This is a genomic window from Janthinobacterium sp. PSRC1-1, assembly GCF_049897525.1.
Lineage (GTDB): Bacteria > Pseudomonadota > Gammaproteobacteria > Burkholderiales > Burkholderiaceae_D > Janthinobacterium > Janthinobacterium tructae.
Map to the genome: position 1 here is coordinate 441,486 of NZ_JAFCWK010000003.1, position 25,848 is coordinate 467,333.

Consider the following 25,848-nt stretch of genomic DNA (forward strand, 5'->3'; position numbering starts at 1 on the left):
TTACCCGGCCCTGGCGCGACACATCGCCCGCTGCCCGCATCACAGGGAGGCGAGTTTCTCCGAGAGAATGGCCGATGCACCCAGGAAAGCCGGATACTGCGCCGTGATGACGAAGGTTGGCACCTGCGACACATAATTGGCAAAGCGGCCCTTGCGCTCGAAGCGGGCGCGGAAACCGGAGCGGTCGAAGCGCGCGCCCAGGCGTGGCACGATGCCGCCGCCGATATAAATACCGCCGAGCGCGCCCAGGGTGACGGCGACGTTGCCCGCCACGGTGCCCAGCATGCAGCAGAACGCTTCGATGACGTCGTCGCACAGCTGGGATTCGCCGGCCAGCGCGCGGCGCGTGATTTCCGCCGCCGGCAAGGCTTCGGCCGGCACGCCCGCGCGGTCGGCCAGCGCGCGGTAGATCAGCTCCAGGCCATCGCCGGAAATCAGGCGCTCGGCCGAGACGTGCTCGTATTCGCGCCAGGCAAATTGCAGGATGCTCACTTCCACTTCATTGAACGGCGCGAAGCTGACGTGGCCGCCTTCGCTTTGCAGGGCGATCCAGCCGCCGTGCGAGGGAATCAGGCCCGACACGCCCAGGCCCGTGCCGGCGCCGATCAGGCCGATGGCCGTGTTCGGACGGGCCGTGCCCGCGCCCACCTGGTGCTTTTGCTCGTTCGACAGCTGCGGCAAGGAACGCGCCAGGGCCGTGAAATCGTTGACCACGTCCAGCGTCGTGAAACCGCACTCTTCGCGCATGGCGCGGATCGAGAACGACCAGTGATGATTCGTCATGCTGAGGAAATCGCCGTCGACCGGGTTGGCGATGGCGATCACGGCATGGCGCACGGCTTGCCCGCCGGCGGCGGCGATGTGCGGCAGGGCCAGGTAGGCTTGCAGGGCGGCGGACAGGCTCGGGTAATCGGCACAGGGCAGCACTTCGACCAGGGTGATGTGGCCGGCGGCCACTTCCAGGGCGAAACGGGCATTGGTGCCGCCCACGTCGGCCAGCAGGCGCGGTCCATCGGCGAAGGCGGAAGTCGGCAGTACGGGAGAAGACGAAGCGCTCATGATTTTAAATGATGAAGTGGGACGCATGGGACGCCAAGCTTAAAGGATGAATGCGCCCGGAGGCAAGCAAAGTTTGTAGTTTAAGTACATCAAAACCAGCCTTTATTGGTAGTTCCACTCCAAATGCAACAGGCAGGGCCAAAATTACTCAAAAACAATGATTTATAGTAAGTACTTGCACTCGACAAGCGCGCGAAAAGCATGCTGCACAGCAGCAGGAATCGCCTTGAAAGCAAAGTATGCCGGAGTTTGCGCAAAGCCGCTTGGTACGGGACGGCGCAGGCTTGGCGCTGCCGTCCCGGCCGCCTGGGAAAGGGGTTTTCGTATTATTACTACCGGTTTTTACTGCTCAGGAGGGCATGCCTTCGCCGAGCAGGCTGGCAGGCGCCGGCTGGTCCGAGCGGTAGGCGGCATTCCACGCATCGAGGCCGCCATGCAGGGGCTTGGCCCGGTGAAAGCCGTGCTGGTGCAACAGCTTGGCCACTTGCGCGGCCGTCACGTCGTTGGGGCAACTGCAATACACGATGATGTGGCGGTCCTTGTCCATGGCGATCATGGCGGGCACGGGTTCCTTGCCATTGAAGAACAAGGCGCCCGGCACGGCCGGTTCCAGCGCCTGCGCCGTGGCGCTGCGGGCGTCGACCATCAGCGGCTCCTCGCCCTGCTCGATCAGTTCGAGCAATTCATCGATGCCGATGCGCTCGATCTGCAAGGCCTGGCGGAAACGCCGGCGCTCGAGGAATTTATACAGCAGGAACAGGCCCAGCAAGGTGGCCAGCATCAGCAAGGCGGTGCTGCCCATGGTGCTGAGCAAGTCGAGCACCTGCTGCACGCTGGCATGGAAAATCACGCCGACGGCGATGCCCGTGCCGCTCCACAGCAAGGCGCCCAGGCCCGCGTACAGGAAGAACAGTCCCGGCGGCGTGCCCAGCGCGCCCGACATGGGCGCGGCCACGGTATTGAATCCCGGCACGAACTTGGAGACGATCAGGGCTTTCGGCCCCCAGCGCTTGAATTTGTCTTCCGTCTGGCTGACGCAGTAATCGGGCGACAGCGAGATGCGGCACAGCAGGCGCAGGATGCGCTTGCCGAAATGGCGGCCCGCGCGGAACCACGTGAAGTCGCTGATCAGGCAAGCACCCAGCGCGGCGGCCAGCACCAGAGCCCCATTCATGTCACCATCGACGGCCAGCGCCCCCGCCACCACGAGGATGGGAAAGGCGGGAATCGGCAAGCCGAGCTGCTCCACCAGCACGATGCCAAAGACAATCAGGACACCGTAATGTTCGAGCAGATAAATGAGGTTGGGCATGGCCGCTATCTTACCGTAAAAATCCCCTTATACCTGGACGCCCTTGGGGATCGCACTCAATAAGGTGCGCGTGTACGGATGCACGGGATTGCGGTACAGCTCGTCCGAATCGGCCAGCTCCACCACCTGCCCCTTGTGCATCACCATCACCTGGTCGGCGATGTATTTGACCACCGACAAATCGTGCGAGATGAAGATGTAGGACAAGCCGAATTCATCCTGCAAGTCCTGCAGCAAGTTCAATACCTGCGCCTGCACCGACACGTCCAGCGCCGACACGGATTCGTCGCACACCAGAATTTCCGGCTGCATCGTCAGGCAGCGGGCAATGGCGATGCGCTGGCGTTGGCCGCCCGAGAACTCGTGCGGATAGCGGTGGAAAGCCTGTTCCGGCAAGCCCACCTTGTCGAGCAGCCAGTAGGCCTTGGCGATGCGCTCCTGATCGTTCGCGCCGATCTTGTGGATGCGCATCGGTTCCAGCAAGATCTGCCCCACCGTAAACCTGGGATTGAGCGAGGCATACGGATTCTGGAAGATGATCTGGATGCGGCGCTTGTAGGGCAAATACTCCTTGTTCGGCATGGCAATGAGGTCCTTGCCGTGGAACATGGCCGTGCCGCCCGTCGCCTGGTGCAGGCGCAGCAAGGTCAATCCCACCGTCGTCTTGCCGGAACCGGATTCGCCCACCACGCCCAGAGTTTTTCCGCGTGGCAAAGTGAACGACACGTCCTTGACGGCCTGGAATTCACGCTTGCCGAACAGGCCAACACGCGTGTAAAAGCTTTTACTTAAATTATTGACTACCAGCACCGGTTCATCGCCCGGCGTGTAGCCGCGCGTGCGCTGTTTGACTTCCACGCCGGGGCCGGCCTTGCCCTCCATGTAATCGGCGATGACAGGCAGGCGCCATGGGCGCTCGTCCAGCGAGGGACGGCAATGCAGCAGGGCTTTGGTATAACTGTCTTGCGGCGCCTCGAATACCTGGCGCACTTCGCCCGTCTCGCGCACTTCGCCGTGGCGCATGACGATGACCTGGTCGGCGATCTCTCCCACCAGGCCCAGGTCGTGGGTAATGAAGAGCACGGACATCTGGTGCTTCTTTTGCAGCGCCGCGATCAGGTCCATGATCTGCTTCTGGATCGTCACGTCGAGCGCCGTCGTCGGCTCGTCGGCGATCAGCAGTTTCGGTTCGCAGGCGATCGCCATGGCGATCATCACGCGCTGCTGCTGGCCGCCCGACATCTGGCTCGGGTAGGCGTCGATCTTGGTGGCGGGGTCGGGGATACCCACTTCGTCGAGCAATTCCAGGGTACGCGCGCGCGCCTGCTTGCGGTTCATGCCCATGTGCTGGCGCAACACTTCGGCGATCTGAAAACCCACCGTAAACACGGGGTTCAGCGACGACATCGGCTCCTGGAAGATCATCGAGATATCTTTGCCGCACATGGTGCGCCGCTCGGCGATCGACAGTTGCAGCAGGTCGCGCCCGCCGAAATGGATGCTGGAGGCGGGATCGATGATGGTGTTATCTGGCGGCAACAAGCCCATCACGGCCAAGGAGCTGACGGACTTGCCGCTGCCCGATTCGCCCACCAGCGCCACGGTGCTGTTGCGCGGCACGTTGAACGAGATGCCCTTGACGGCTTCGAACGTGGTCTTCTTGTCCAGGCGGAAGGTGACGCGCAGGTCGCGCACTTCCAACAGGTTATTCTGGTCCATGAGCAACTCCTATTTCACTTTGGGGTCGAGCGCATCGCGCAAGGCATCGGTAAACAGCGAGAACGCCGTCACCAGCACGGCCATCGCCGTGGCGGCGGCCGTCAGCTGCCACCATTTACCCAGGATCAGTTCATTTTGTGCCTCGTTGAGCATGCTGCCCCACGAGACGGTGCCCACCGGCACGCCAAAGCCGAGGAAGCTCAGAATCACTTCCGCCTTGATGAAGCCCACCACCAGAATCGACATTTGCACCAAGGCCACGTGACTCACGTTCGGGAAGATGTGGGAAAACATCTTGCGCCAGTGCGAGGCGCCGATGGCGTCGGCCGCCATCACGTATTCGCGCGCCTTGTGCTTGATGTATTCGGCGCGGATCAAGCGGTACGGCCCCGTCCAGCCCGTCAACCCCAGGATCAGCACGATGGTCAGCACGCCCTTCTGTTGCAGCACGGCCGCCACGGTGAGTATCATCAGGATCGACGGGATTGAGGTAAAAATGCTGTAGAACCAGTTGAAGAAATCGTCGACGATGCCGCCGAAGTAGCCGGACACGGCGCCAAAGAGCGTGCCCAGCACGACGGCCAGCAAGGCCGCCACCAGGCCCACCACGATCGACGTTTCGCCGCCCTTGATGGTTTTCTGCACGATGTCGTGGCCCCACTTGTCGGCGCCGAACGGCAAGGTTGCCGCCTTGTGCGCGATCAATTTCTTGGCCTTGCCCATGCCGGCGCGCAAGGCCGTCAAGTCGTCGGCCAGCGGGTCGGTGACGCCGTACATCTCCACGCCAGCTGATGGATTGCTGCCCATCTGCGCGCGCAGTTCGGCGATATCGTCGGCCAGCGGATCGAGCACGTTGACGGGTGTCGGCGCGCTGCGCTCGTCCGCCAGGGGAATGGCGCCGTCACCGGACGCGGACGCGTCCTTGTCGGCACCGATGAAGGTGGGCGGCGCATAACTGACCGCCACTTCGTCTTCCCAGTTCGCCGCCACCAGGCCGCTAGCGGAGGCCAGCACCAGCAGGAAAAAGGCGCCGACCACGGCCAGCGATACCATTGCAATCTTGTCGCCGCGCAAACGGCGCCACGCCAGGGCCCACAGGCCGGGCGATGTATGAGGTTTCGACATCGTCTCTTTCTACTTCAGTTGTACGCGAGGATCGACCGCCTGGTACAGCAGGTCGGTGAGCAGATTGAAGAGCATGGTGGCGGCGGCCACATACACGGTGATCGCCTTGATCACCGGAAAGTCGCTGCGCTCGACCGCCAGAATCACTTCACGCCCGATGCCGGGGATGCCGAAAAAGCGTTCCAGCAGGAAAGCGCCGATCAGCAGGGCCGGCAAGTTCGACATCACATAGGTGATGATGGGGATGCCGGCGTTGCGCAGCACGTGGACCCACATGATGCGGCCTTCCTTCAAGCCCTTGGCGCGCGCCGTGCGCACGTAATCCTGGTTCGCCTCGTCCAGCACGAAGGTGCGGAACAGGCGCAGGGTCGGCGCGATCGACACGGCCAGGCCGATCAGGATCGGCAGGGTCGAATAGCGCAGCAGGTTTTCCCAGAAGCTGTCGCCCCACCCCTGCACGGGGAACAGGCCCAGTTTATAAGCAAAGCCGTACTGGAAGACGATGATGTAGACGAGGATGGAAATCGACATGCCCACCGTGCAGGCGATCATCACCATGCGGTCCGTCAGCGAACCGCGCACGAAGGCGATGGCCAGCGCCAGCGCCACGCCAAAAAACGTTTCCAGCACGGTCAGCGGAATCAAGACCATCATCGACGGCCCCAGGCGCGAGGTGATGATGTGCGACACGGATTCCCCCGTGGCCCAGCTCTGGCCGAAATCGAACGTGACGATCTGCTTGATGAAGATCCACAGCTGCACGTAATACGGCTGGTCGACACCGAGCTGGCGGCGGATGTTGGCGATGCTTTCCGCACTCGACATCTTGCCGGCCAGGATGTAGGCGGGATCGCCGCCCACCCAGTTGAACAGGATAAACACCAGCAGGACGACGCCCAGCATGGTGGGCAGCATCTGCCACAAGCGGCGCAGGATATAAGCGAACATAATGATTCCTTGTTGTATATGTTGTTATAAGCGGCTGCGCTTATTTGGCAGCAGGGGCCGGGAGAGGGACCGGTGCGCCCGTGCTGTCGATATCCATATACGCCCACTCCTGGAACAGGATCGGGTGCTTCTTGTAGCCTTGCACCGTCTTTTGCGCCAGCATGTTGCGATAGCGCGCATAGCCGATCAGGGCGCCCGCGTTCACTTCCAGGCGGCGCGCCATCTTGTGGAACAGTTCATCGCGCTCGGGGCTGGCCGGCATGGCCTGGCTGGCCGCGTACCATTTATCGTACTCGGGGTCCTGGTAGCAGCCGTTGTTGTTCTGGTGCGTGTTCGGGCCGTAGAACAGCTGCATGAAGTTGTCGCCGTCCGGATAGTCGGCCAGCCATGGCGCCGTGCGCGTCTGCATCTTGCACTGCTTTTCCGTCTTTAAAATATCGGAAAAGATCATGCGGTCGTTTTCCATGCGGATGCCCAGCGAGTTGTACGTCTTGCGCCACATTTCCGCCTGCAGCACGCCGTTCGCCTCATTGCGCGAGGCGTAGCGGATCAGGAGCGGCTTGCCGTCCGGCAAGGTGCGCCAGCCGTCGGCGCCCTTCTTGTAGCCGAATTTATCGAGCAGTTTATTCGCCAGCACGGGATCGTATTGCAGCAGCGATTTGTAGTGCGGGTCGTAGCCGACCACGCCCGGCGGGATCGGATAGTCGAGGCGCTTGGCCTGGCCATTCCAGATGATGCGGATTTCCTCGTCGATATTGTGCGCCATGGCAATGGCACGGCGCAGGGCGATCTTTTCCTTGCTGAAGCCACCGAGGGTCGGGTCTTGCATATTCCAGTAGTAATAGCTGATCTCGGGATCAAGCAGGCGCGACAGTTGCACGCCCTTCTCCGCCAGCTCGGGACGCAGCTTGCCGTTCAGCAAAGCCTTCGGCGCCAGCGGGCCGTCGAGCCAGAACACGTCCGTGCCACCGCTCTGGAACGACAGCCAGCGCGACTGGTCTTCGATCATCACGGAAATTTCGATGCGGTCGATGGCGGGAATGCGCTTGCCCTGCATCTGGCGCACGATGCGCTGGTCGTCCGGGTCGTCGCCGGCCATGAAATTCCACGTCTCGGGCAAGTGCTGCGGATTGCGGTTCAGGACGATGCGGTTGCCGCGCGTCCATTCACCGAGCGTGTAGTAGCCGGTGCCGACAGGATTGGAACCCACTTCGCCCTTCACGTCGCCATACTTGTCCACCACTTCGCGCGCCACGGCGGCCGTCGGCACGTAGGCGAGGATCATGGGAAAGTTGAAATCGGTCTTGGTCAGCGTGATGCGCAAGGTGTACGGGTCGAGGATTTCCAGGCCCGCCACCTTCTTGTTGAAATCGAGTTTGTTCGACTTGCCTGCTTCCTTCGCCAGGTCGTCGAGGCCCACCACCTTGCCTTCGAACAGCCAGCTGTGCGGCGAGGCCAGGCGCGGGTCGAACAAGCGCTTCCACGAATACACATAATCGGCCATCGTCAGTTCGCGGCGCTTGCCGCCGAACGCGGCGTCGGGCGTAAACAGGATGCCTTTTTTCAGGCGGATGGTGTAAGTCTTGCCATCGGCGGACACTTCCGGCATGGCGGCGGCGGCGCCGGGCACCACCTTGACGGGGCGCGCCAGGTAGTCATACGTGTACAGGGTGTCGAAGACGGCCTGCGTGATGTGGTTCGAATACAGGTCGCGCGCGGTAGCCGGATCGAAGCCCGTCTCGGCGGCCGGCAGGATATAGCGCAAGGTTTTTACCGGCGCGGCCGCAGGGGCAGCGTCAACGGCAACGGCCGCCAGCGGCAGGGTGGCCAGGCAGGCGAGCAGCGCCACGCGCCGCATCCATGGTGACTTCATGTAATACCCTTCATCTCGATTATCTGTCGCACCGTATTGGTGCGCTTGTACTGGCTTCCCCCTGGGATACAGGAGTCCACCGCCAAAACCAGTCCATCCTCGCAAGATCTGTGCCTTGTTCGCAGCCGTCTCGACTGCCTGAAAAACGCGTAACGATAACGCAGTTTCCCCCTCGCCGACAAAGAGAAATGCAGGGCCCGCCACTCCCGGCCCGCTGCCCGTCCAATTTTGCTGCATTGCACCACACCCGGTTTTCATCGGCAAGGAAAAGACCGATCGGATATCTACGCTGCAGTACAGCATTGAGTGCCGCGGCGCACGTTACGCAGCAAAAAACAGTTTCAGCGGGGAATACATCACCAAACGAGGACACTTTGTTTCAAATCAATATCACTGAATGGAAGCCGTTGTTTAAAAACACAAAGTACAACACCCTGTTGACAAAGAGTTTTGTTAATCATTACATTCAATCAATTGAAAAGAGATAAATCATTTCGCATTTTCAATATTGTCGGACGTGCTTACCGGCGCGGCCGTTCTTGCCCTTTTAGCCAACCGCTTCATCAGGAGTCTTGAACATGATTAGAGAAATATGCCTGTCCCGCTCCATCCGTTTGATCTGCGCCGGCGGCCTCGCCGCCGGCATCCTCAGCCAGCCGGCACTGGCCCAGGAAACCGGTGAAACGGCCGGCATGCAGCGCGTAGAAGTCACCGGTTCTTCCATCAAGCGGCTGGTTTCGGAAACAGCCACCCCTCTCTCCATCTTCAAGGCTGAAGACTTTGCCAAACAGGGCCTGACGACAGCCCAGGAAGTGCTCAGCAAGATCCCCTCGAATTCCTCCAGCATGGGCAGCGGCAATGCCGTCGGCGGCAATACCAGCGGCTTGCCCACGGGCGGCCAGGCCAGCGCCGACTTGCGCGGCCTGGGCGGCGACAAGACCCTGGTGCTGCTCAATGGCCGGCGCATCGCCAACCATCCGTATGACGGCGCCAGCGTCGACCTGAACATCATTCCCATCGCCGCGCTGGAGCGCGTCGAAGTACTGCGCGACGGCGCCTCGGCCATCTACGGCACGGACGCCATCGGCGGCGTGATCAACTTCATCACCAAGCGCTCCGTCAACGTCACGAATATCACCGCCGAAGTCGTCGCGCCCGAGCACAAGGGGGCTGGCGAACACCGCATCAACCTGTCGACGGGCTTCGGCAAGCTCGATACGGACGGCTACAATATTTTCGGCGTGGTCGATTACCACAAGCAAAATGTGCTGACCTCGCAAGACCGCGCCTTCTCGGCAACGGGCATCATTCCCGAGCGCGGCCTGTCGCTCACCAGCGGCACCACGTTCCCCGGCAACTACTTCGATGCCGCGGCCAACGGCGGCAAGGGCCTGGCCGGCAATCCGTATGCGGCCACCGGCTGCAACCCGCCCCTGTCCGTGGCGGCTGCCAACGGCACCTGTCGCCAGGACTACACGCGGCAGATCGACGACCTGCCGGCACAGGAACAGGTGGCATTCTTCGGCAAGGGCGCCTTCAAGCTGGGCGGCGGCCACCTGGCCACCGTGGAATATCTGCATTCGGAAAACAAGGTGGAAGCGCGCACGGCGCCGCCGCCGCAAACGGGCTTGATCTTGCCCAATACCAGCAAATACTATCCGGGCAATGCGGGCGGCGTGCCGGCCCAGCCGGGACTGTCGGGCCAGCCCCTGAGCGTCAACTGGCGCCCCGTGGAAGCGGGCAAGCGGCAGATCGATTCCACCGGCAAGGCGGACCGCCTGGTGCTGGCCCTCGAAGGCGAACTGGCTGGCTGGGACTACAAGACGGGCCTGAGCCATGCGATCAGCAAGTCGTCCGAGAAATTTACGGGCGGCTACGTGCAGGATGCGGGTTTTGCCGCTGGCGTGCTCAATGGCATACTGAACCCGTTTGGCATGCAGGATGCGGCCGGCAAGACTTACCTCGACAGCACGGCCCTGCGCGGCGAAGTGCAGAGCGCCAAGGTCACCACCACGGGCTTCGACATCAAGGGCAGCCGCGAACTGATGCAACTGGCCGGCGGCCCGCTGGCCATCGCTCTCGGCGGTGAGTTGCGGCGCGAAAAAGCCGACTTCAATGTCAACCGCGAGATCGCCAGCCAGGCCACCAGTTCCGGCCTGTCCGGTTCGCTGTCCAAAAGCGGTTCGCGCACGATCCAGGCCGTCTTCGGTGAAATCAACTTGCCGCTGATCAAGGACCTGGAAGTGCAACTGGCCGCCCGCTTCGACCATTACAGCGACGTGGGCAGCACCACCAATCCCAAGCTGGCCCTGCGCTACCAGGCCAACAGCGCGCTGGTGCTGCGCGGTTCGGCCAGCACGGGTTTCCGCGCACCGACCTTGTTTGAAAAGAACGCGCCGCCGTCGAAGAACGATACCAACGATTCCTACGACGACCCGATTCTGTGCCCGGGCGGCGTACCGCAGCCCGGCGCCAATCCTCTGCGCGATTGCGACTTGCAGCAATTCAAGCTGCAAGGCGGGAATGCAAACCTGAAACCGGAAAAATCCACCACGTTCGCCTTCGGCCTGGTGCTCGAACCGGTCAAGGAAATCACGGTTGCCGTCGACTACTGGAACATCCACCTGAAAGACAAGATTTCCTCGCTGCCAGAACAATCGATCTATGGCAACTACGAGAAATACAAGGCCTTGTTCCTGCGCAATCCCGATGGCTCGCCTTTCGCCATCCTGGACTTGAACGACAACCTCGGTGAAGTGAAAACCGACGGCATCGACGTGAGCCTGAATGCGCGCCTGGGACGCAGCGCCTATGGCGATTTCAGCCTGTCGGTGGACGGCACCTGGACCCACAAGTACGACTACCAGAACGAGCGCGGCGGCGAATTCATTGCCAACGTGGGCCGCTATGCGGACAACAATCCCGTCTTCCGCTGGAAGCACACGGCCGCGCTGAACTGGCGCATGGGCAACTGGGGCGCCACCGTGTCGCAATCGTTCAAGTCCGGCTACACGGACCAGAACCAGGTCGATCCGCAATACCGCCACGATGTGCCCTCCTACAGCCTGCTCAACGTGTCGGGCAGCTACGTGTGGAAAGGCTTGCTGCTGACGGCCGGCGTGAAAAACCTGTTCGACAAGGAACCACCGTTCTCGAACCAGGGCACCCTGTTCCAGAAAGGCTATGACCCGCGCTACACGGATCCGATCGGGCGCGCGTATTACCTGCGCGGCAGCTATACGTTTTAAGGGGAATTTTCAGGTCGATACATAAAACAGGCAGCGCTGGCAACAGCGTGCCGGCAACAGAAAAGCGGCGCCGTCAGCGATGATGTGCGCCGTTTTATTTTACCCATCTGAGCACGCCTGACAAGGGTTCACGATATTTTATTACTGAAGGATTATAAAAAAAACAGGAATATGTTGCATTTCATCCAAAAAGTCCGCACGAAATTGACAATCTGAATCGTGAATGTTTTGATGAGGACCCTGAAAATTTACAGAATTTTCATTGGTGGATTTTGAAATAAACAAATAAATTGCTAGCAGACAACAAGTTATTTCAAAATAAATGCCATCTTTATCACAATACCAAGGAATTTCAGATGATGATAGAAAATGTAATGTCGCGCTCCTTGCGCCTGATGTTTGCTGGCGGCATGGCCTTGGGCATGCATGCCGCGTATGCGCAAGAAACAACAGATGGCACCATGCAGCGCGTGGAAGTCACCGGTTCTAGCATCAAGCGCATCGCTTCCGAAGCATCGCTGCCGGTGCAGACGTTCAATCAAAAAGATATCAAGAAAACCGGCGTCACCACGGTCACCGATTTCATCCAGCAAATCCCGGCGATGCAGGGCTTCTCCGTGGCCGCCGATTCGGTGGGCGGCGGCGGCGGTGGCGTCACCACGGCCTCGATCCACGATATTGGCGCAGCCTACACGCTGGTGCTGCTGAACGGCCGCCGTCTTGCGCCATCCAATTCGGGCACCACCATCGACCTCAATTCGATTCCACTGACCGCCATCGAGCGCGTGGAAGTGCTGACGGACGGCGCCTCGGCCCTGTATGGCGCCGACGCCATCGCTGGCGTGGTCAACTTCATCCTGAAAAAAGGCACATCGCCGCTGGAAATCAATGCCAAGTATTCGCGTCCTGAAGAAAAAGGCGGCGCCAGCAACTCGATTTCGATCAGCAAGGGCTTCGGCGACATCGACGAAGACGGCTACAGCATCTTCGTGTCGGCCAGCCATGACGAACAAAAATCGCTGAAAGCCTCGCAGCGCAGCTTCGCGAAAAGCGGCATCATCAATTTCAACGATCCGAAGACCGGCAAGGCGCTGCAATTCATCAACGGTTCGTCGCGTTCGGCACCGGCCAATGCCAGCGTCAACTACAACCGTACCGATGCGAACGGTAATGTGGTGATCAATCCAGAAACGAACAAACCGTTTGTCGACAGCGTCAACCTGGCCAATCCGTATGCACTGGCCCATGGCGGCAAGTGCGCACCTGGCAATATGGACTTCTACGGCGACGGTAACTGCTATTTCGACTCGCCGTCGACCATTGAAATCAATCCGGAATCGAAGCGCGACTCGCTGTTCAGCTCGGGCACCGTCAAGCTGGGCAAGACCGGCTGGCAGGGCTTCTATGACTTCGCCTACACCGAAGCGAGGATCAAGGCCAGCATCGCGCCTTACCCGGCCGATTTCTCCATTTCCCCGACTTCGCCACTGTTCAGCAAGTACCTCGCCTCGCAATTGACCCCGACGCAACTGGCCAATGCCGTGAGCGGCGTCGCCAAATACCGCCTGTCAGAAATGGGCAACCGCGTGTACGACTACGGCACCAAGGCCACCCACCTCGTCGGTGGAGTGGAAGGCAGTGCATTCGGCTGGGATGTCAACACGGCCGTGACGTACTCGAAAAACAAGCAAACACAGGACTACGTCAGCGGCTTCCCGCTGGCCGACAAGTTCGACGCGCAAATCGCCGCCGGCAATATCGACCCGTTCGCCTACCCTGTGGGCACCATGCCGGACGCCATGCGCCAGGCATTGATGGGCACCGGTTTCAGCGGCACCTACAACACGCAAACCGTGGAAATGAAGGGCATCGACGGCCGCGCTTCGCGTCCCGTGTTCTCGCTGCCGGGCGGCACCGCCATGCTGGGCGTGGGCGCCGACTACCGCAACACGTCGTACAAGGTGCAACAGGCGGACGTCGCCAAACAGGCGCAGATCCTGTTTGACAATGCGCAGGTCGACAGTGAATACGCGCGCGACAATGCCGGTGCATATGCCGAACTGATGCTGCCGATTTCGAAAAAACTGGAAGTGACCGGTTCGCTGCGTTATGACCAGATCAGCGCCATCGATGACAAGCTGACGGGCAAGACGGTAGGCAAGAAAGAAAACGCCACCACCTGGAAAATCAGCGGCAAATACTCGGCAACCAAGAACCTGATGTTCCGCGCCGCCGCGGGCACCGGCTTCCGCGCCGCCAGCATGCAGGAAATCGCCGGCCCACTGGAAGACTGGGGCGTCACGGGCGGTAACTACCAATGCCCATTGACAGCAGCGAACGGCATGGGCGGCCATCCGCTGGCCGGCTACTGCAGCGGCGTGGGACGCCAGCAGTTCGAAGCCTTCCAGGGCGGCAATCCGGAATTGAAACCGGAAACGTCGAAGCAATGGAGCATCGGTACCGTATTCGAGCCGATCGACAGCCTGTCGATGTCGTTCGACCTGTGGAACGTACAGATCAACGACCAGGTGACTGCGGTCTCCGAAGGCTTGATCTTCAACAATCCAGCCAAGTACGCCAACCTGTTCACCACCAAGCACATCACCTCGACGGGCCTCGACGTACTGGCCGTCAAACTGCTGCCTATCAACATCGGCAAAGTGGAAAACCGCGGTATCGACTACGACTTCACCCACAAGATGAAGCTGCTGGACGGCCGCCTGACGAGCCGACTGATGGGCACCTACCTGCTGCGTTCGCGCTACACGACGCCGGGCACCAACGATCAATGGGAAACCAGCCTGAATCGTTACGGTTCGAACGACAAGGTCAGCTTCCGCAACATCATCCGCGCCACCAGCACGTACGAGACGGCCAAGTTCACGCATACGCTGAGCGCCAGCTACCGCAATGGCTACACGGACAAGGAACAGACGGCCGACGATTGCGCCGTGATCGTCGCCGGCAGCCCTGGCGAATGCTATGGCATCCAGCTGGAAGTGCCGAGCTACACCACCTTCGACTTCCAGACGGCTTACCGTCCGCTGAAGAACGTGGAAATCACGGGCGGCATCCTGAACCTGTTCGACCGCAATCCGCCGTTCACCTTGCGTAACACGGGTTCGCATCAAGTGGGCTACAACCCATCGTACTCGAGCGCCCTGGGCCGCCAGTTCTACCTGAGCGGTTCTTACAAGTTCTAAGCTCAACGTGCGCTGAAAACTGAAAAAGCCCGGAAAGCGTTAGCTTTCCGGGCTTTTTTTCATGCTGCGCGCCACCTTATTCTGCGTCACCCTGCAGGCGGCGCAGCTTGACGGCTTGCGCCAGGTTTTCCAGCACGGCCACGCTGGCGCTCCAGTCGATGCAGCCATCCGTGACGGATTGGCCATAGATCAATTCCTTGCCCGGGATCAAATCCTGGCGCCCTGCCACCAGATGCGATTCCACCATCACGCCGACGATGCGGCTGTCGCCGCCGGCCACCTGGCTGGCGATGTCGGCACACACGGGGATCTGGTTTTCCGGTTTTTTCGAGCTGTTCGCATGCGAGGCGTCGATCATCAGGCGCGCCGCCAGGCCTTGTGCGGCGATGGCCTTGCAGGCCTCGTCCACGCTGGCCGCGTCATAGTTGGGCGTCTTGCCGCCGCGCAGAATGATGTGGCAATCCTCATTGCCGTTGGTCGAGACGATGGCCGAGTGGCCGCCCTTCGTGACGGAAAGGAAATGGTGCGGCTGCGAGGCGGCCTTGATGGCTTCCACGGCGATTTTCACATTGCCGTCCGTGCCATTCTTGAAGCCGACCGGGCACGACAGTCCCGAGGCCAGCTCGCGGTGCACCTGCGACTCCGTGGTGCGTGCGCCGATGGCACCCCAACTGATCAGGTCGGCGATATATTGCGGGCTGATGACGTCGAGGAACTCCGTGCCAGCCGGCAAGCCCAGCTCATTGATATCACGCAACAGTTCGCGCGCCATGCGCAAGCCGTCGTTGATGCGGAAGCTGTTGTCCATGTACGGGTCGTTGATCAGCCCCTTCCAGCCCACCGTGGTGCGCGGCTTTTCGAAGTAGACGCGCATGACGATTTCCAGTTCGCCAGAGAAACGCGCACGCTCCTTGACGAGCAGGCGCGCATATTCCATCGCCGCCTTGGTGTCGTGGATGGAGCACGGCCCGATCACCACCATCAGGCGGTCATCCTGGCCGTGCAGGATGCGGTGCAGGGCGATACGGGCGCTGGCAGCGGTCTGTTCGGCTTGCTCCGAGCAGGCGAATTCGCGGATCAGGTGGGACGGCGGGGTCAATTCCTTCATTTCGCGAATTCGCAAATCATCGGTGCGGGGCATCATTTTCTCCAAAATTTAAGGAAGGGTAAAACATCTGGGTAAAAAAAAACCGCCATCAGTGGCGGTTTTTTAGAATTTGCTGGGATCTCGTTTTTTGCTGCTACGTGAACCGACCGCTACTCCACCGCCTTTGGGTTGGAATTGCTAAAGTAAAAATAAGCGGTAAAAAAGTGGCGAGCGAACATGCGAGTCATCCATAAGTGATGAACGACTATAAACCTAAATTGCAACGGTTGGCAAGCATATTTGTCGGCAAAGCCGCATGCCGCTGCCGTTTTACACGGCAAAGCGCGTAAAAAAGCATAAAAAGTTGCGCGCCGTTAGACCGGCATGGTCAGTCCAGTCCAGTCCAGTCCAGTGCTGAGCCCGTCGTGGCGCGCACACCACACAACGCCCATTGCGGCGACGGCAAGCGACACACTACTGATCAAGATCTAATCCCGGGCAGACCGGACGGACAAGACTCAAGGACGCATCGACGACCTTTGATTGCCTGACCTTTTCCGGAGAACACAATGAGCGCTACCCCCTTGTTTCAGCCCGCTGCCTTTTCGCCACCACGCCTGGGCCTGGCACTGGCCAGTGCACTGCTGAGTCTACCCGTCCTGGCACAGGACAATGCCGCCCCCGCGCCCCTGCAGCGCGTGGAAATTACCGGCTCGAACATCCGCCGCGCCCAGGCCGAAACAGCCTCGGCCGTGCAAACCCTGAATGCGGCCGATATCGAGAAATCGGGCAAGGCCAGCGTGGCCGAACTGCTGCAAACCCTGGCCGTCGACAACCAGGGCTCGGTCCCTACCAGCTTCAGCGGCGGATTTGCCGCCGGCGCGTCGGGCATCTCGCTGCGCGGCCTGGGCACGGCGTCGACCCTGGTCTTGCTGAACGGGCGCCGCGTGGCGCCCTACGGCCTGGCCGACGACGGCCAGAAGGTATTTGCCGACCTGAACATCATCCCCCTGGAAGCGGTGGAGCGCGTGGAAATTCTCAAGGATGGCGCCTCGGCCATCTACGGCTCGGACGCCATCGCCGGCGTCGTCAACGTGATCCTGCGGCGCGATTACCAGGGCACGGCCGTGAAGGGCAATTACGGCAAGACGAAAGACTGGGACGGGCGCGAGGCGCGCGCATCCATCACGCACGGCTTCGGCGATATCGACAACGACCGCTACAATGTGCTGCTGAACCTGGAATACAGCGAAAAAGGGGCGATCTCGAACCGCGACCGGGCCGGCCGCGGCGCCGTCGGCCGCAGCGACTTGCGCGACCTGGGCTTCAGCGCGCAGGAAACCCTCAGCGGCGCGGGCGCCATCACGACCAACAACGCGGCCGGCAGCGCCGTCAACGGCAATGTGCGCAATCCCGACACCTTCGACTACTACAACCGCGGCAACCTGGCCGGCGTGGGTTTTACGCGCACCTTCCCCGGCGCCGCCTGCGGCAACTTCACAAACCACCCGCAAGGCGATCCGGGCGGCGGCTGCCTGACCGATGCCGCGCAGCAATATGGCCAGATCCAGCCCAGGCAAAAGAATATCAATTTCTTCGGCCGCGGCGCCTGGCAACTGACGCCGGCCCTGCAGACGTATGTGGAACTGAATCTGTATCACAGCGAATCGCGTTCCGTCACCACGCCGTCGACGGTCAGCGGCTCGGTGGGTTTTCCGGGCGGCCCCGTCAGCAATGCGGGCGTGGCGCTGGGCGCCGGCCATCCCGACAACCCGTATTTCGGTACGGCGGCGCGGCTGCGCTACCTGGCGGCCGATGTCGGCCCGCGCACCTCGGAAGTCGATTCCACCTTTGCGCGCTTCGTCGCCGGCATCAAGGGCAGCGTGGCGGGCTGGGACATCGACAGCGCCTTGCTGTACTCGCAAAACAAGGTCGCGAACGAGCAAGGCGGCTTCCTGCAGCGCGACGTGGCCTTTGCCCTGCTCAACCCGACCGCCACCAATGTGGCGCGGGCCAGCCTGAATCCCGCGTATGCGGCCCTGCCCGCCGGCAGCGTATGGCGCATCGCGGAAAATGCGGGGCTCAATTCGCCCGCCCTGTACGCGGCCCTGTCGCCGCGCATCTCGAACGACGCCAAGACGCATATCGCGCAGATCGACTTCAAGGCCAGCCGCGAGGTGGCCAAGCTCGACGGCGGCGGCCTGAGCGTGGCCGTGGGCGCCGAATTCCGCCACGAAGCGACGGAGCTCAAGCCGACCACGGGCACGGAACGGGGCAACATCATCGGCCTCGGCTATTCCGCCTACAAGGGCAGCCGCAACGCCTCGGCCCTGTATGCCGAGGTGCTGGCGCCCGTGCTGAAAAACGTGGAACTGTCGGGCGCCCTGCGCGCCGACCACTTCACCGACGTGGGCAATTCCTACACGCCGAAAGTGGGTGTGAAATGGACGCCGCTGCGCGAACTGGCCCTGCGCGGCACCTTCGCCAAGGGCTTCCGCGCACCCAGTGCGGCGGAAAACGGCGTCGGCGGCCTGGCCGCGTTTTCCACCGCCAGCGACCCGCTGCGTTGCGCGCTGGGCGTGGAGGTCGCTTGCGACCCGGCCTCCATCGCCGTCATCACCGCGCCCAATCCCAGGCTGTCGCCCGAGCGTTCGCGCAGCTATTCCGTGGGCGCCGTGTGGGACCCGCTGCCGCGCACCAGCCTCTCGGTCGATCTGTGGCAAATCCGCCGCAAGAATGAGATCAACCAGGAACAGACGGACACGGCGATTGCGCAAGGCCACGTGGCGCGCGACCCGTCCACGGCCACCGGCATCGCCGGCGATCCGGGCGCCATCACGGCCGTGCTGGCCAGCTATGTCAATTCCGCGCAAACGACGGTGCGCGGCATCGATATCGACGCGCGCCAGCGCTTCAACCTGGGCGGCGACTATGGCAACCTGGTGTTCGACCTGAAGTGGACGCACCTGTACAAATGGCTGCGCACGGAGCAGGACGGCACGCAGCGCGATTTCGCCGGCACGCACGGCAATTGCGACGTCTCCAACTGCATGGGCACGCCCGGTGACAGGGTCAACCTGAGCGCCACCTGGGAGCGTCAGAACTGGCGCGTCTCGGCCAATGTCAACTACCGCGCGCCGCTCGACAATATCAGTTTCAAGAACGATCCGGACGGCTGCGCCACGCACTTTGCCGACGGCACGGACGCGCCGCGCGGCTGCCGCATCGCCTCGTTCACGACGGTGGACCTGACGGCCCGCTGGCTGGCCACGCCCAAGCTGGAAGTGTTTGCAACGGTGCAAAACCTGTTCGACAAGATCGCCCCGCTCGATCCGCTCACGTATGGCGCCACGGGCTATAACCCGCTCGACTATGCGGGTGCGGCGGGACGTTTCTTCAGTGCCGGGCTGAAGTACAAATTCTGAGACATCCAGCAACCATGTTGGCACGGCCGGTGGTGTTGGCGTGATGGTGGTGTCGGGTTACGCGCCTTGCGCTAACCCGACCTACGCGCGCGCCATGTCAGAAAAAAGTAGGTCGAATTAGCCCGGAGGGCGTAATCCGACAACCGTGTTGGCCGCGCAGTATCCAAAAAATCAGGCTGTGCCGCCGACGGTGATGCCGTCGAGGCGCAGGGTCGGCTGCCCCACGCCCACGGGTACGCTCTGCCCTTCCTTGCCGCACACGCCCACGCCCGAATCGAGGCGCATGTCGTTGCCGATCATCGAAACGCGGTTGAGCACGTCCGGGCCATTGCCGATCAGGGTGGCGCCCTTCACCGGATAGCTGAGTTTGCCGTTTTCGATCATGTACGCTTCGCTGGCCGAGAAGACGAACTTGCCGTTGGTAATGTCGACCTGACCGCCGCCAAAGTTGACGGCATACAAACCATTTTTCACGGAAGCGAGAATCTCGCCCGGGTCCTTGTCGCCGCCCAGCATATACGTGTTCGTCATGCGCGGCATGGGCAGGTGGGCGAACGATTCGCGGCGCGCATTGCCCGTCACGGGCATCTTCATCAGGCGCGCATTCATCGTGTCCTGGATGTAACCCTTCAGGATGCCATCCTCGATCAGGGTCGTGCACTGCGTCGGGTTGCCCTCGTCGTCGATATTCAGGGAGCCGCGCCGGCCAGCCAGGGTGCCGTCGTCGACCACCGTGACGCCCTTGGCCGCCACGCGCTCGCCGATGCATCCGGAAAACGCGGACGAACCCTTGCGGTTGAAATCGCCTTCCAGGCCATGGCCAATCGCCTCGTGCAACAGGATGCCGGGCCAGCCCGGTCCCAGCACGATGGTCATGGGGCCGGCGGGCGCGGGGCGCGCTTCCAGGTTCACCAAGGCCGAGTTGACGGCGTCTGCCGCATATTGTTCCAGCACGGCATCACTGAAATAGTCATAGCTGTAACGCCCGCCGCCACCAGCCGAGCCCGTTTCGCGGCGGCCATGCTGTTCCGCGATCACGGTGAGCGAGACGCGCACCAGCGGGCGGATGTCGGCCGCCAGCACGCCGTCGCTGCGCAGCACCAGCACCACGTCGTACTCGCCGGCCAGGCCCGCCATCACCTGCACGACTCTGGGGTCTTTCGCCCGCGCCATCTTTTCCACGCGCTCGAGCAATTGCACCTTGGCCGTGGCATCCAGCGAGGCGAGCGGATCATTGGGCAGGTACAAGGAGCGCCCGCCCTGCGCCCGCATCTGGCCCGCGATCTTGACTCTGCCGGCGCCCGCGCGCGCAATCGTGCGCGTGGCCGCTGCCGCTTCCAGCAAGGCCCGCTCGGAAATATCGTCGGAATACGCAAAGGCCGTCTTGTCGCCGGACACGGCGCGCACGCCCACACCCTGGTCGATGGAAAAACTGCCCGTCTTGACGATGCCCTCTTCCAGGCTCCAGCCTTCGCTCCTGGTCGACTGGAAATACAGGTCGGCATAGTCGACCTTGTGCGTAAACATCGTGCCCAGGGCTTTGAGCAGCTTGTCTTCGTCCAGGCCAAACGGCGTGAGCAGGATCTCGCGCGCCACGGCCAGGCTGGACAGATTAGGTTCAAATGGCTTCATAGCTTTGCACTCGCTAATTATATTCAACTCATTCTCAGTACCTGACAGCAACTTATGTCAAGTCCTCCTCACATAGTGCGATGCGCCAGGGCCGGCAGCGATTCGCGCACGCCGGCCAAAAACTCCAGGTCGATCTCGCCGCTGACCACACCCTCGCCTTCGGGCAACACGACTTTCACTTCGCCCCACGGGTCGATCAGCATGCTGTGGCCCCAGGTACGCCGGCCGTTCGGATGCAAGCCGCCCTGCGCCGAGGCCAGCACATAGCACTGGTTTTCGATGGCGCGCGCGCGCAACAGCACTTCCCAGTGGGCGCTGCCCGTCGTATGGGTAAATGCGGCCGGCACGACGATCAGCGCGCAATCGCCCATGGCGCGGTACAGCTCGGGAAAGCGCAAGTCATAGCAGATGGACAGGCCGACGCGGCCGAACGGCGTCTCGATCGCGCGCACTTGCGCACCGGGCACGATGGTGCGCGATTCATTGTACGACTCGGTGCCGCGCGTAAAACCGAACAGGTGAATCTTGTCGTAGCGGCCGGCCGGCTCGCCCTGCGGGTCGTACACCAGCGTGGTATTCAAGACCTTGCCCTCCTCGCCGGAAATCAGGGGCAAGGTGCCGCCGATCAGCCAGATGCCGTGCTGGCGCGCCATCTGCGCCATGCCATCCTGGATCGGTCCGCTGCCGGGCTGTTCCGCATGGGCCAGCTTGTCCGTTTCCTGCTGGCCCATGATGGCCCAGTATTCGGGCAACACCACCAATTGCGCGCCAGCGGCGGCGGCCTGTGCCACCAGACGCCGCGCCGTGGCCAGGTTGTCTGCCACGGACGGCGAAGAAATCATTTGTACTGCTGCGACTGTATGCATCATTGCCACCTCTTTTCCATTCGAACGCCTCGCCTATTTCGCCACCGCCTCCCCGGCCGCGGCGGCAGGCACGGCGACAGGCTCCAATTTACCACCATCGAGCTTGGTCACGACGGGCGACTTCCACGGGCCGGCAATCTGCATGTGATAGGTGAGCGCCTTCATCACGGGGGCACGCAGGAACAATTGCGCCAGGAAACTACCGAGGCCGATGACGGGGTTGACGGCCAGCGCATACACGAGCGGCCCCGTGCCCAGGTTAAATTCGGGGATCACCACCACGTGCAAATTCGTCGTTTCATTGGCGATGTCGGCCTTGCCATCCATCAGCACGGTAGCCGCCACGCCATGCATCTTGAGGTTGTCGGTAGTCACCACGCCGCGCTTGATGCTGGCGTTGGCCGTGATGCCGTCGAAGGCCAGGCCTTCGGAAAACACATCGTGGAAATCGAGTTTCAGCAAGCGGGGCAAGGCTTGCAGGCTGAGCACGCCCAACAGCTTGGCCGCGCCCGGATCCTGCTTCAAGAACTGGCCCGATTCCACGTTCATCTCGATCTGTCCCGACAGGGTGGGAATGTCGAGCGAATACGGCAAGCCGTTCCAGGCGATGTCGCCGCTCAGGCGGCCCTTGCCGCGACGCACCGTATCGGCAAAGCCGAAGCGGTCGAGCAACTTGCCCGCATCGACGATATCGAGGCCGAAACGCAGGCTGGTCGTGCTTTGCCCATCCTTGATGACCCATTTGCCATTGCCGCTCAGCGCACCATCGGGATTCGACAATTGCAGCTTGCCCACGCGCCACTCGCGCCCGCCCGCCGCCATGGTGTTATAGGCCTGCAACTCCAGCCGGCCGATCTTCTTGTTGAACAGTTCAAATTGTTCGGCGACGATATCGAGCGAGGGGATCGACTGCGCGCCGCTCTTGCCTTCCAGCAAACTCTTCACATCGTTGGCGGCCGATTCCGGAATGATCAGCGACGACAGGCGCGCCGTCATCTTGCCCAGGCCGGACGGCGTTTCCAGCCACGTCACATAGCCCGACACTTGTTTCGCGTCAATATTGGCTTGCCACACATCCTTTTGATGCGTGGCGCCCACGACCACGTTTTCCAGCTTGCGCTCGCCCAGCATCAGTTCGCTGGCGCGCGCCGCCATCATGTCCGGCACCACATATTGCGCGATATCGGGTGCGTCGTCGGCGTTGCCACCGGCATCGGCTGGCGCCGTGGCGTTGCCGGCGATTTCACCGCCGACGGCGATCCAGCTGTCCACGTCCAGGGTTTTCATATTCACGTTGAGCATCATGCCGCTGTCCGGTTCCGGCGCCGGCACGTTCACGCCGATGCCGCCGCGCACCAGGCGCCAGGCATCCTTGCCCTGCTTCTGGCGCTGGTAACGCGCGGCGATGCCAGCGCCCAGCGCGATGCGGATATCGTCCGTGCGCAGGCCGGCGCCGTTCGCCGCATTGCCCGTCAGGGTGAATTTCACGGGCAGGCTGTCGCCGCTTGCCTTTTTCAGTGGCGCGGGGAAATCCAGGCCCAGTCCCGTCAGCGGTGACTCGACATTGACCACCACCTGGTGGTCGCGCGCCGTGATCAGGCCGCTGTAGCGTGCGCCGCCATTCAAATGTTTCGCCAGGCGCTGCAACACGGGCGCCGGGTACGTCTTGCGCAAGCCGTCGATGGTCATGTTGCCGGCAATTTTCACCTGGATGGAATTGTCCGCCTGCGTGCCGCCCGAGATGGCCAGCGGGCCGCCCAGCAGGCTGCCATTCAAGCCATTCAGGTTGACGCCCTTTTCGTTGAATTCGATCTTGCCCTGCGTGCCCAGCACGGGCGGCATGTCGTGGAACAGCACCACGTCATTGCCCGCCAGCTGCAAGCTGCCCTGCACCGTCGCCTCGAGCATGCGCTCGATCGGCAAGTGCAATTTGAGGGCCAGCCTGGCGTTGCCCGTCGCCGTCGTTTCATCCGTGAAATGCTCGATCCAGCCCAGCACGGGACTGGCCGTCACGTACTTGAGAAATTCCTGCATCGGGCCGGCCGCGTTGCCCTCGATATCGAGCAAGGTGTCGAACACGGTCAGGTCGGGGATCACGGCTTTGACATTCGTCAAAGCCACGCCGCCCGTGGTAGCCGTGTCGCCGCGAATTTCCATGCGTGCGCGCTCGAAAATAAAGCTGCCCTTGATTTTTTCCGCCTGCGGCCACAACGGCGCCTTGCCCGCCAGCGGGCCGTTTTCCGCAAATTCGCCCGGTGCATAATTGAGGATGCCGTTCTCGAGCTTGCCGGCCACGCGGAAGTCGCCACGGTTGCGCTGGGCCGGCGTATCCCCCTTGAAGGGGAAATGCTCGAGTTCGCCGCGCAGGCGCAGGCTGACATCGCGCGCCACGCCGCCTTCCAGCGCGCCCGTCAGCCAGTGGCGCAGGTGCTCGGGCGTTTGCAGCGGCAGATAGCGGCCGATGGTGTTGATCTGGAAATTGTCGATCGTGCCCGTCAAATCGACCTGGCCCAGATTCTTGCCGTCGAGCGGCATACGGTGCGTGCCTTGCAGGGCGACGCGCAAGCCTTGCTGATCGAAGTCCAGCTTGTCCAGCCCGACTTGCAGCATATTGCCCGCTTCAAAGGTCCAGCGCGCCTGCATGGCGAATTGTTCGAACGGCAAGGCCGGCTCGCTCAGGTAGGTGGGCAACTGCAACACCAGGTCTTGCGCGTCGATGGCAATGCTGCCGCCCTTGTCATTGGCGTCGATGCTGCCGGTCAGGTGGTCGAAGCCGGGAATGGCCGGTGCTGCTGCCTGTGCAGGGCTGCTCGCCGTCTTCGCCACGGCCAGGCGCGCCGGCTGCGCATTCAGGCCAAGATCGATGAGCTTGCCGCGCAAACGGTAGCTGGCGGGCGTGGCCATCTCGCCTTCCCATTGCGCTGAAAAATCCTGCAAACGCCCGCGCGGCGCCAGGGCGTCGAGGCGCTGGCGCTGCTGCTCGCCCAGCGGCAGCTTGTCGGCCAGCGCGGCCAGGGTGTGCAAATCGAGTGACTTGGCCGTGATTTCCGTGCGCGCCAGCTTGCGTCTGGTGGCAGCAATGTAGCGTTCGGACAGGGTCGTGGGCGGCAAGCTGAGGCCATCGCGCGTTTCCACCGCGAAATTCGTCAACTCGACCTGGTGCCCATTCGCGCCGAAGGTGGGTTTGCCGTCCGGCACCTGCGCCGACAGCTCTTCCTTTGCCGAAATGCGCCCGCTGACCGACAGCAAGTCGAGCGGCGCGATATGCTCGCCCAGCTGCGCCTGCACATCCGTCAGACCCACATCGGCCGTGAAGCCGGCAAGGCGCGCGTGATCCAGGCTCAGCCAGGCGCGCAGGGCGCCCTTGCCTTGGCTTAATTCAAACGGATAGTCGAGATAGCGGCGCCAGGCGGCCAGGTCGGCGTTTTTCAGGTCGGCGTACAACTCGCCCTTCCACATCGACACATCCGAGATGCGCGTGCTGAAAGGGGGATGACTGAAGTGAGCGCGCACATCGACAGGGGCGGCCAGGCTGGCAGGCGGGGTGGCCTGCAAGCCCAGCCGGTGGCTGCGCCAGTGGTTGCGCAGCAGCAAGTTGACCTGGGTTAAAGCCAGCTCCGGCGTGCCGCGCGCTTCGTCGGTCCAGCGCACCTTGCCGTCGCGAATGATGATCTCATGCTGCGACAGCAGCCAGTCGGCACCCTTGCCATCGCTGCCTTGCGTGCTGTCGACCAGCACGCCGGCCACATACAGCTTGCCATCCTTGCTGCGCCGTACATCCAGGTCGGGCCGCGTGATTTCCAGCGTATCGAAGCGCACGGAACCGAGCACGCTCCACCATGACACGGTGGCCGAGACGCTCGGCAGGCTCAGCGCCTGGCGGCCCGTCTTGTCGCGCAGGCTCACGTCGCCGAGGAAGAGATTCGGCCGCACGCCATGCCAGGAGGCATAAATACGCGCGATACTGACAGGGTTGCCCAGCGCGCGGCTGGCCGCCCGCTCGATATCGCCCTTGTAGTAATCGATATTCGGCAGGATGGCGTAGCGCAGGAACAAAAACAGCACGGCGAAGGCGAAATACGCCAGCAGCACCAGTTTGATGGTAAAACCCAACACATGGTGGGTGGCCAGATTGGCCATGCGATAGGCGGCACGCAGCCGCTGCCAGCGCAAGGCCAATGGCACATGTTCTGTCACGCTTGCTTCTGGCGGTTTTTGCATCAATAAGCTAATAAACTGGCCCGGCGTCAAATAATGGCAAAAATCGTCTGCATTCGTGGTGCGCGCCTGCATCCTTGCGCTTGCTTCTGAGCAAAGCCTCCCTTACCATCGTCCGGAAGAGCATGCACTG

General features: G+C 62.0%; 13 protein-coding genes. 3 read left to right on the forward strand and 10 right to left on the reverse strand.

From position 1 onward, the window contains the following. Window positions 1-39 precede the first annotated feature (39 nt). The 6 genes from ACP7DW_RS08605 to ACP7DW_RS08630 all read right to left on the reverse strand — a co-directional run bounded on the left by ACP7DW_RS08605 (window position 40) and on the right by ACP7DW_RS08630 (window position 8,036). Window positions 40-1,059 carry a glucokinase gene (locus ACP7DW_RS08605; protein WP_099760448.1) on the reverse strand — a complete coding sequence of 340 codons (1,020 nt, stop codon included), beginning with the start codon at window positions 1,057-1,059 and terminating at the stop codon, window positions 40-42. A gap of 349 nt (window positions 1,060-1,408) precedes the next feature. After that, a complete protein-coding gene (locus tag ACP7DW_RS08610; protein WP_426054533.1) occupies window positions 1,409-2,371 on the reverse strand; it encodes a VTT domain-containing protein in 963 nt (320 codons plus the stop codon). Between the two features lie 27 nt (window positions 2,372-2,398). Then, window positions 2,399-4,090 (reverse strand): ABC transporter ATP-binding protein, encoded by a 1,692-nt coding sequence (locus ACP7DW_RS08615; protein WP_426054532.1) that lies wholly within the window; start codon window positions 4,088-4,090, stop codon window positions 2,399-2,401. A 9-nt stretch (window positions 4,091-4,099) separates the two neighbouring features. Beyond that, entirely contained in the window at window positions 4,100-5,215 is a 1,116-nt protein-coding gene (locus ACP7DW_RS08620; RefSeq protein ID WP_298401575.1) for an ABC transporter permease, read from the reverse strand. Window positions 5,216-5,224: 9 nt separating this feature from the next. Further along, window positions 5,225-6,163, reverse strand: coding sequence for an ABC transporter permease (locus ACP7DW_RS08625; protein WP_070219240.1), 939 nt, complete (start codon window positions 6,161-6,163; stop codon window positions 5,225-5,227). A gap of 40 nt (window positions 6,164-6,203) precedes the next feature. Then, on the reverse strand, window positions 6,204-8,036 hold the full coding sequence (locus tag ACP7DW_RS08630; RefSeq protein ID WP_426054531.1) for an ABC transporter substrate-binding protein: 1,833 nt from the start codon (window positions 8,034-8,036) through the stop codon (window positions 6,204-6,206). A gap of 578 nt (window positions 8,037-8,614) precedes the next feature. Between ACP7DW_RS08630 and ACP7DW_RS08635 the strand changes: the two genes are divergently transcribed. Together ACP7DW_RS08635 and ACP7DW_RS08640 are read left to right on the forward strand one after the other, a co-directional pair. Next, window positions 8,615-11,284 (forward strand): TonB-dependent receptor, encoded by a 2,670-nt coding sequence (locus tag ACP7DW_RS08635; RefSeq protein WP_426054530.1) that lies wholly within the window; start codon window positions 8,615-8,617, stop codon window positions 11,282-11,284. 374 nt (window positions 11,285-11,658) lie between these two features. Further along, window positions 11,659-14,487, forward strand: a complete 2,829-nt coding sequence (locus ACP7DW_RS08640) for a TonB-dependent receptor domain-containing protein (RefSeq protein WP_426085201.1) — start codon at window positions 11,659-11,661, stop codon at window positions 14,485-14,487. A 76-nt stretch (window positions 14,488-14,563) separates the two neighbouring features. Here the strand turns inward: ACP7DW_RS08640 and aroG are convergent, their stop codons facing one another. Beyond that, entirely contained in the window at window positions 14,564-15,628 is a 1,065-nt protein-coding gene (gene aroG, locus ACP7DW_RS08645) for a 3-deoxy-7-phosphoheptulonate synthase AroG (RefSeq protein ID WP_298401549.1), read from the reverse strand. A gap of 515 nt (window positions 15,629-16,143) precedes the next feature. On the opposite strand from aroG, the gene ACP7DW_RS08650 reads away from it, so the two are divergent. Further along, window positions 16,144-18,999 carry a TonB-dependent receptor gene (locus ACP7DW_RS08650; RefSeq protein WP_426054528.1) on the forward strand — a complete coding sequence of 952 codons (2,856 nt, stop codon included), beginning with the start codon at window positions 16,144-16,146 and terminating at the stop codon, window positions 18,997-18,999. Window positions 19,000-19,170: 171 nt separating this feature from the next. On the opposite strand, the gene tldD is transcribed toward ACP7DW_RS08650, so the two are convergent. The 3 genes from tldD to ACP7DW_RS08665 form a co-directional block, all read right to left on the reverse strand. Next, a complete protein-coding gene (gene tldD / locus ACP7DW_RS08655; RefSeq protein WP_426054527.1) occupies window positions 19,171-20,631 on the reverse strand; it encodes a metalloprotease TldD in 1,461 nt (486 codons plus the stop codon). A 68-nt stretch (window positions 20,632-20,699) separates the two neighbouring features. After that, complete coding sequence (locus tag ACP7DW_RS08660) at window positions 20,700-21,500, reverse strand: carbon-nitrogen hydrolase family protein (protein WP_426054526.1); 801 nt, start codon at window positions 21,498-21,500, stop codon at window positions 20,700-20,702. A gap of 30 nt (window positions 21,501-21,530) precedes the next feature. Then, window positions 21,531-25,694, reverse strand: a complete 4,164-nt coding sequence (locus tag ACP7DW_RS08665; RefSeq protein ID WP_426054525.1) for a YhdP family protein — start codon at window positions 25,692-25,694, stop codon at window positions 21,531-21,533. Window positions 25,695-25,848: the final 154 nt, after the last annotated feature.

Bases quoted from the DNA above. Each gene is read 5' to 3' on its own strand.
- ACP7DW_RS08630 (WP_426054531.1), bottom strand. From the start codon at position 8,036: ATGAAGTCACCATGGATGCGGCGCGTGGCGCTGCTCGCCTGCCTGGCC.
- ACP7DW_RS08650 (WP_426054528.1), top strand. From the start codon at position 16,144: ATGAGCGCTACCCCCTTGTTTCAGCCCGCTGCCTTTTCGCCACCACGC.
- aroG (WP_298401549.1), bottom strand. From the start codon at position 15,628: ATGCCCCGCACCGATGATTTGCGAATTCGCGAAATGAAGGAATTGACC.
- ACP7DW_RS08605 (WP_099760448.1), bottom strand. From the start codon at position 1,059: ATGAGCGCTTCGTCTTCTCCCGTACTGCCGACTTCCGCCTTCGCCGAT.
- ACP7DW_RS08610 (WP_426054533.1), bottom strand. From the start codon at position 2,371: ATGCCCAACCTCATTTATCTGCTCGAACATTACGGTGTCCTGATTGTC.
- tldD (WP_426054527.1), bottom strand. From the start codon at position 20,631: ATGAAGCCATTTGAACCTAATCTGTCCAGCCTGGCCGTGGCGCGCGAG.
- ACP7DW_RS08620 (WP_298401575.1), bottom strand. From the start codon at position 5,215: ATGTCGAAACCTCATACATCGCCCGGCCTGTGGGCCCTGGCGTGGCGC.
- ACP7DW_RS08635 (WP_426054530.1), top strand. From the start codon at position 8,615: ATGATTAGAGAAATATGCCTGTCCCGCTCCATCCGTTTGATCTGCGCC.
- ACP7DW_RS08625 (WP_070219240.1), bottom strand. From the start codon at position 6,163: ATGTTCGCTTATATCCTGCGCCGCTTGTGGCAGATGCTGCCCACCATG.
- ACP7DW_RS08660 (WP_426054526.1), bottom strand. From the start codon at position 21,500: ATGATGCATACAGTCGCAGCAGTACAAATGATTTCTTCGCCGTCCGTG.
- ACP7DW_RS08615 (WP_426054532.1), bottom strand. From the start codon at position 4,090: ATGGACCAGAATAACCTGTTGGAAGTGCGCGACCTGCGCGTCACCTTC.
- ACP7DW_RS08640 (WP_426085201.1), top strand. From the start codon at position 11,659: ATGTCGCGCTCCTTGCGCCTGATGTTTGCTGGCGGCATGGCCTTGGGC.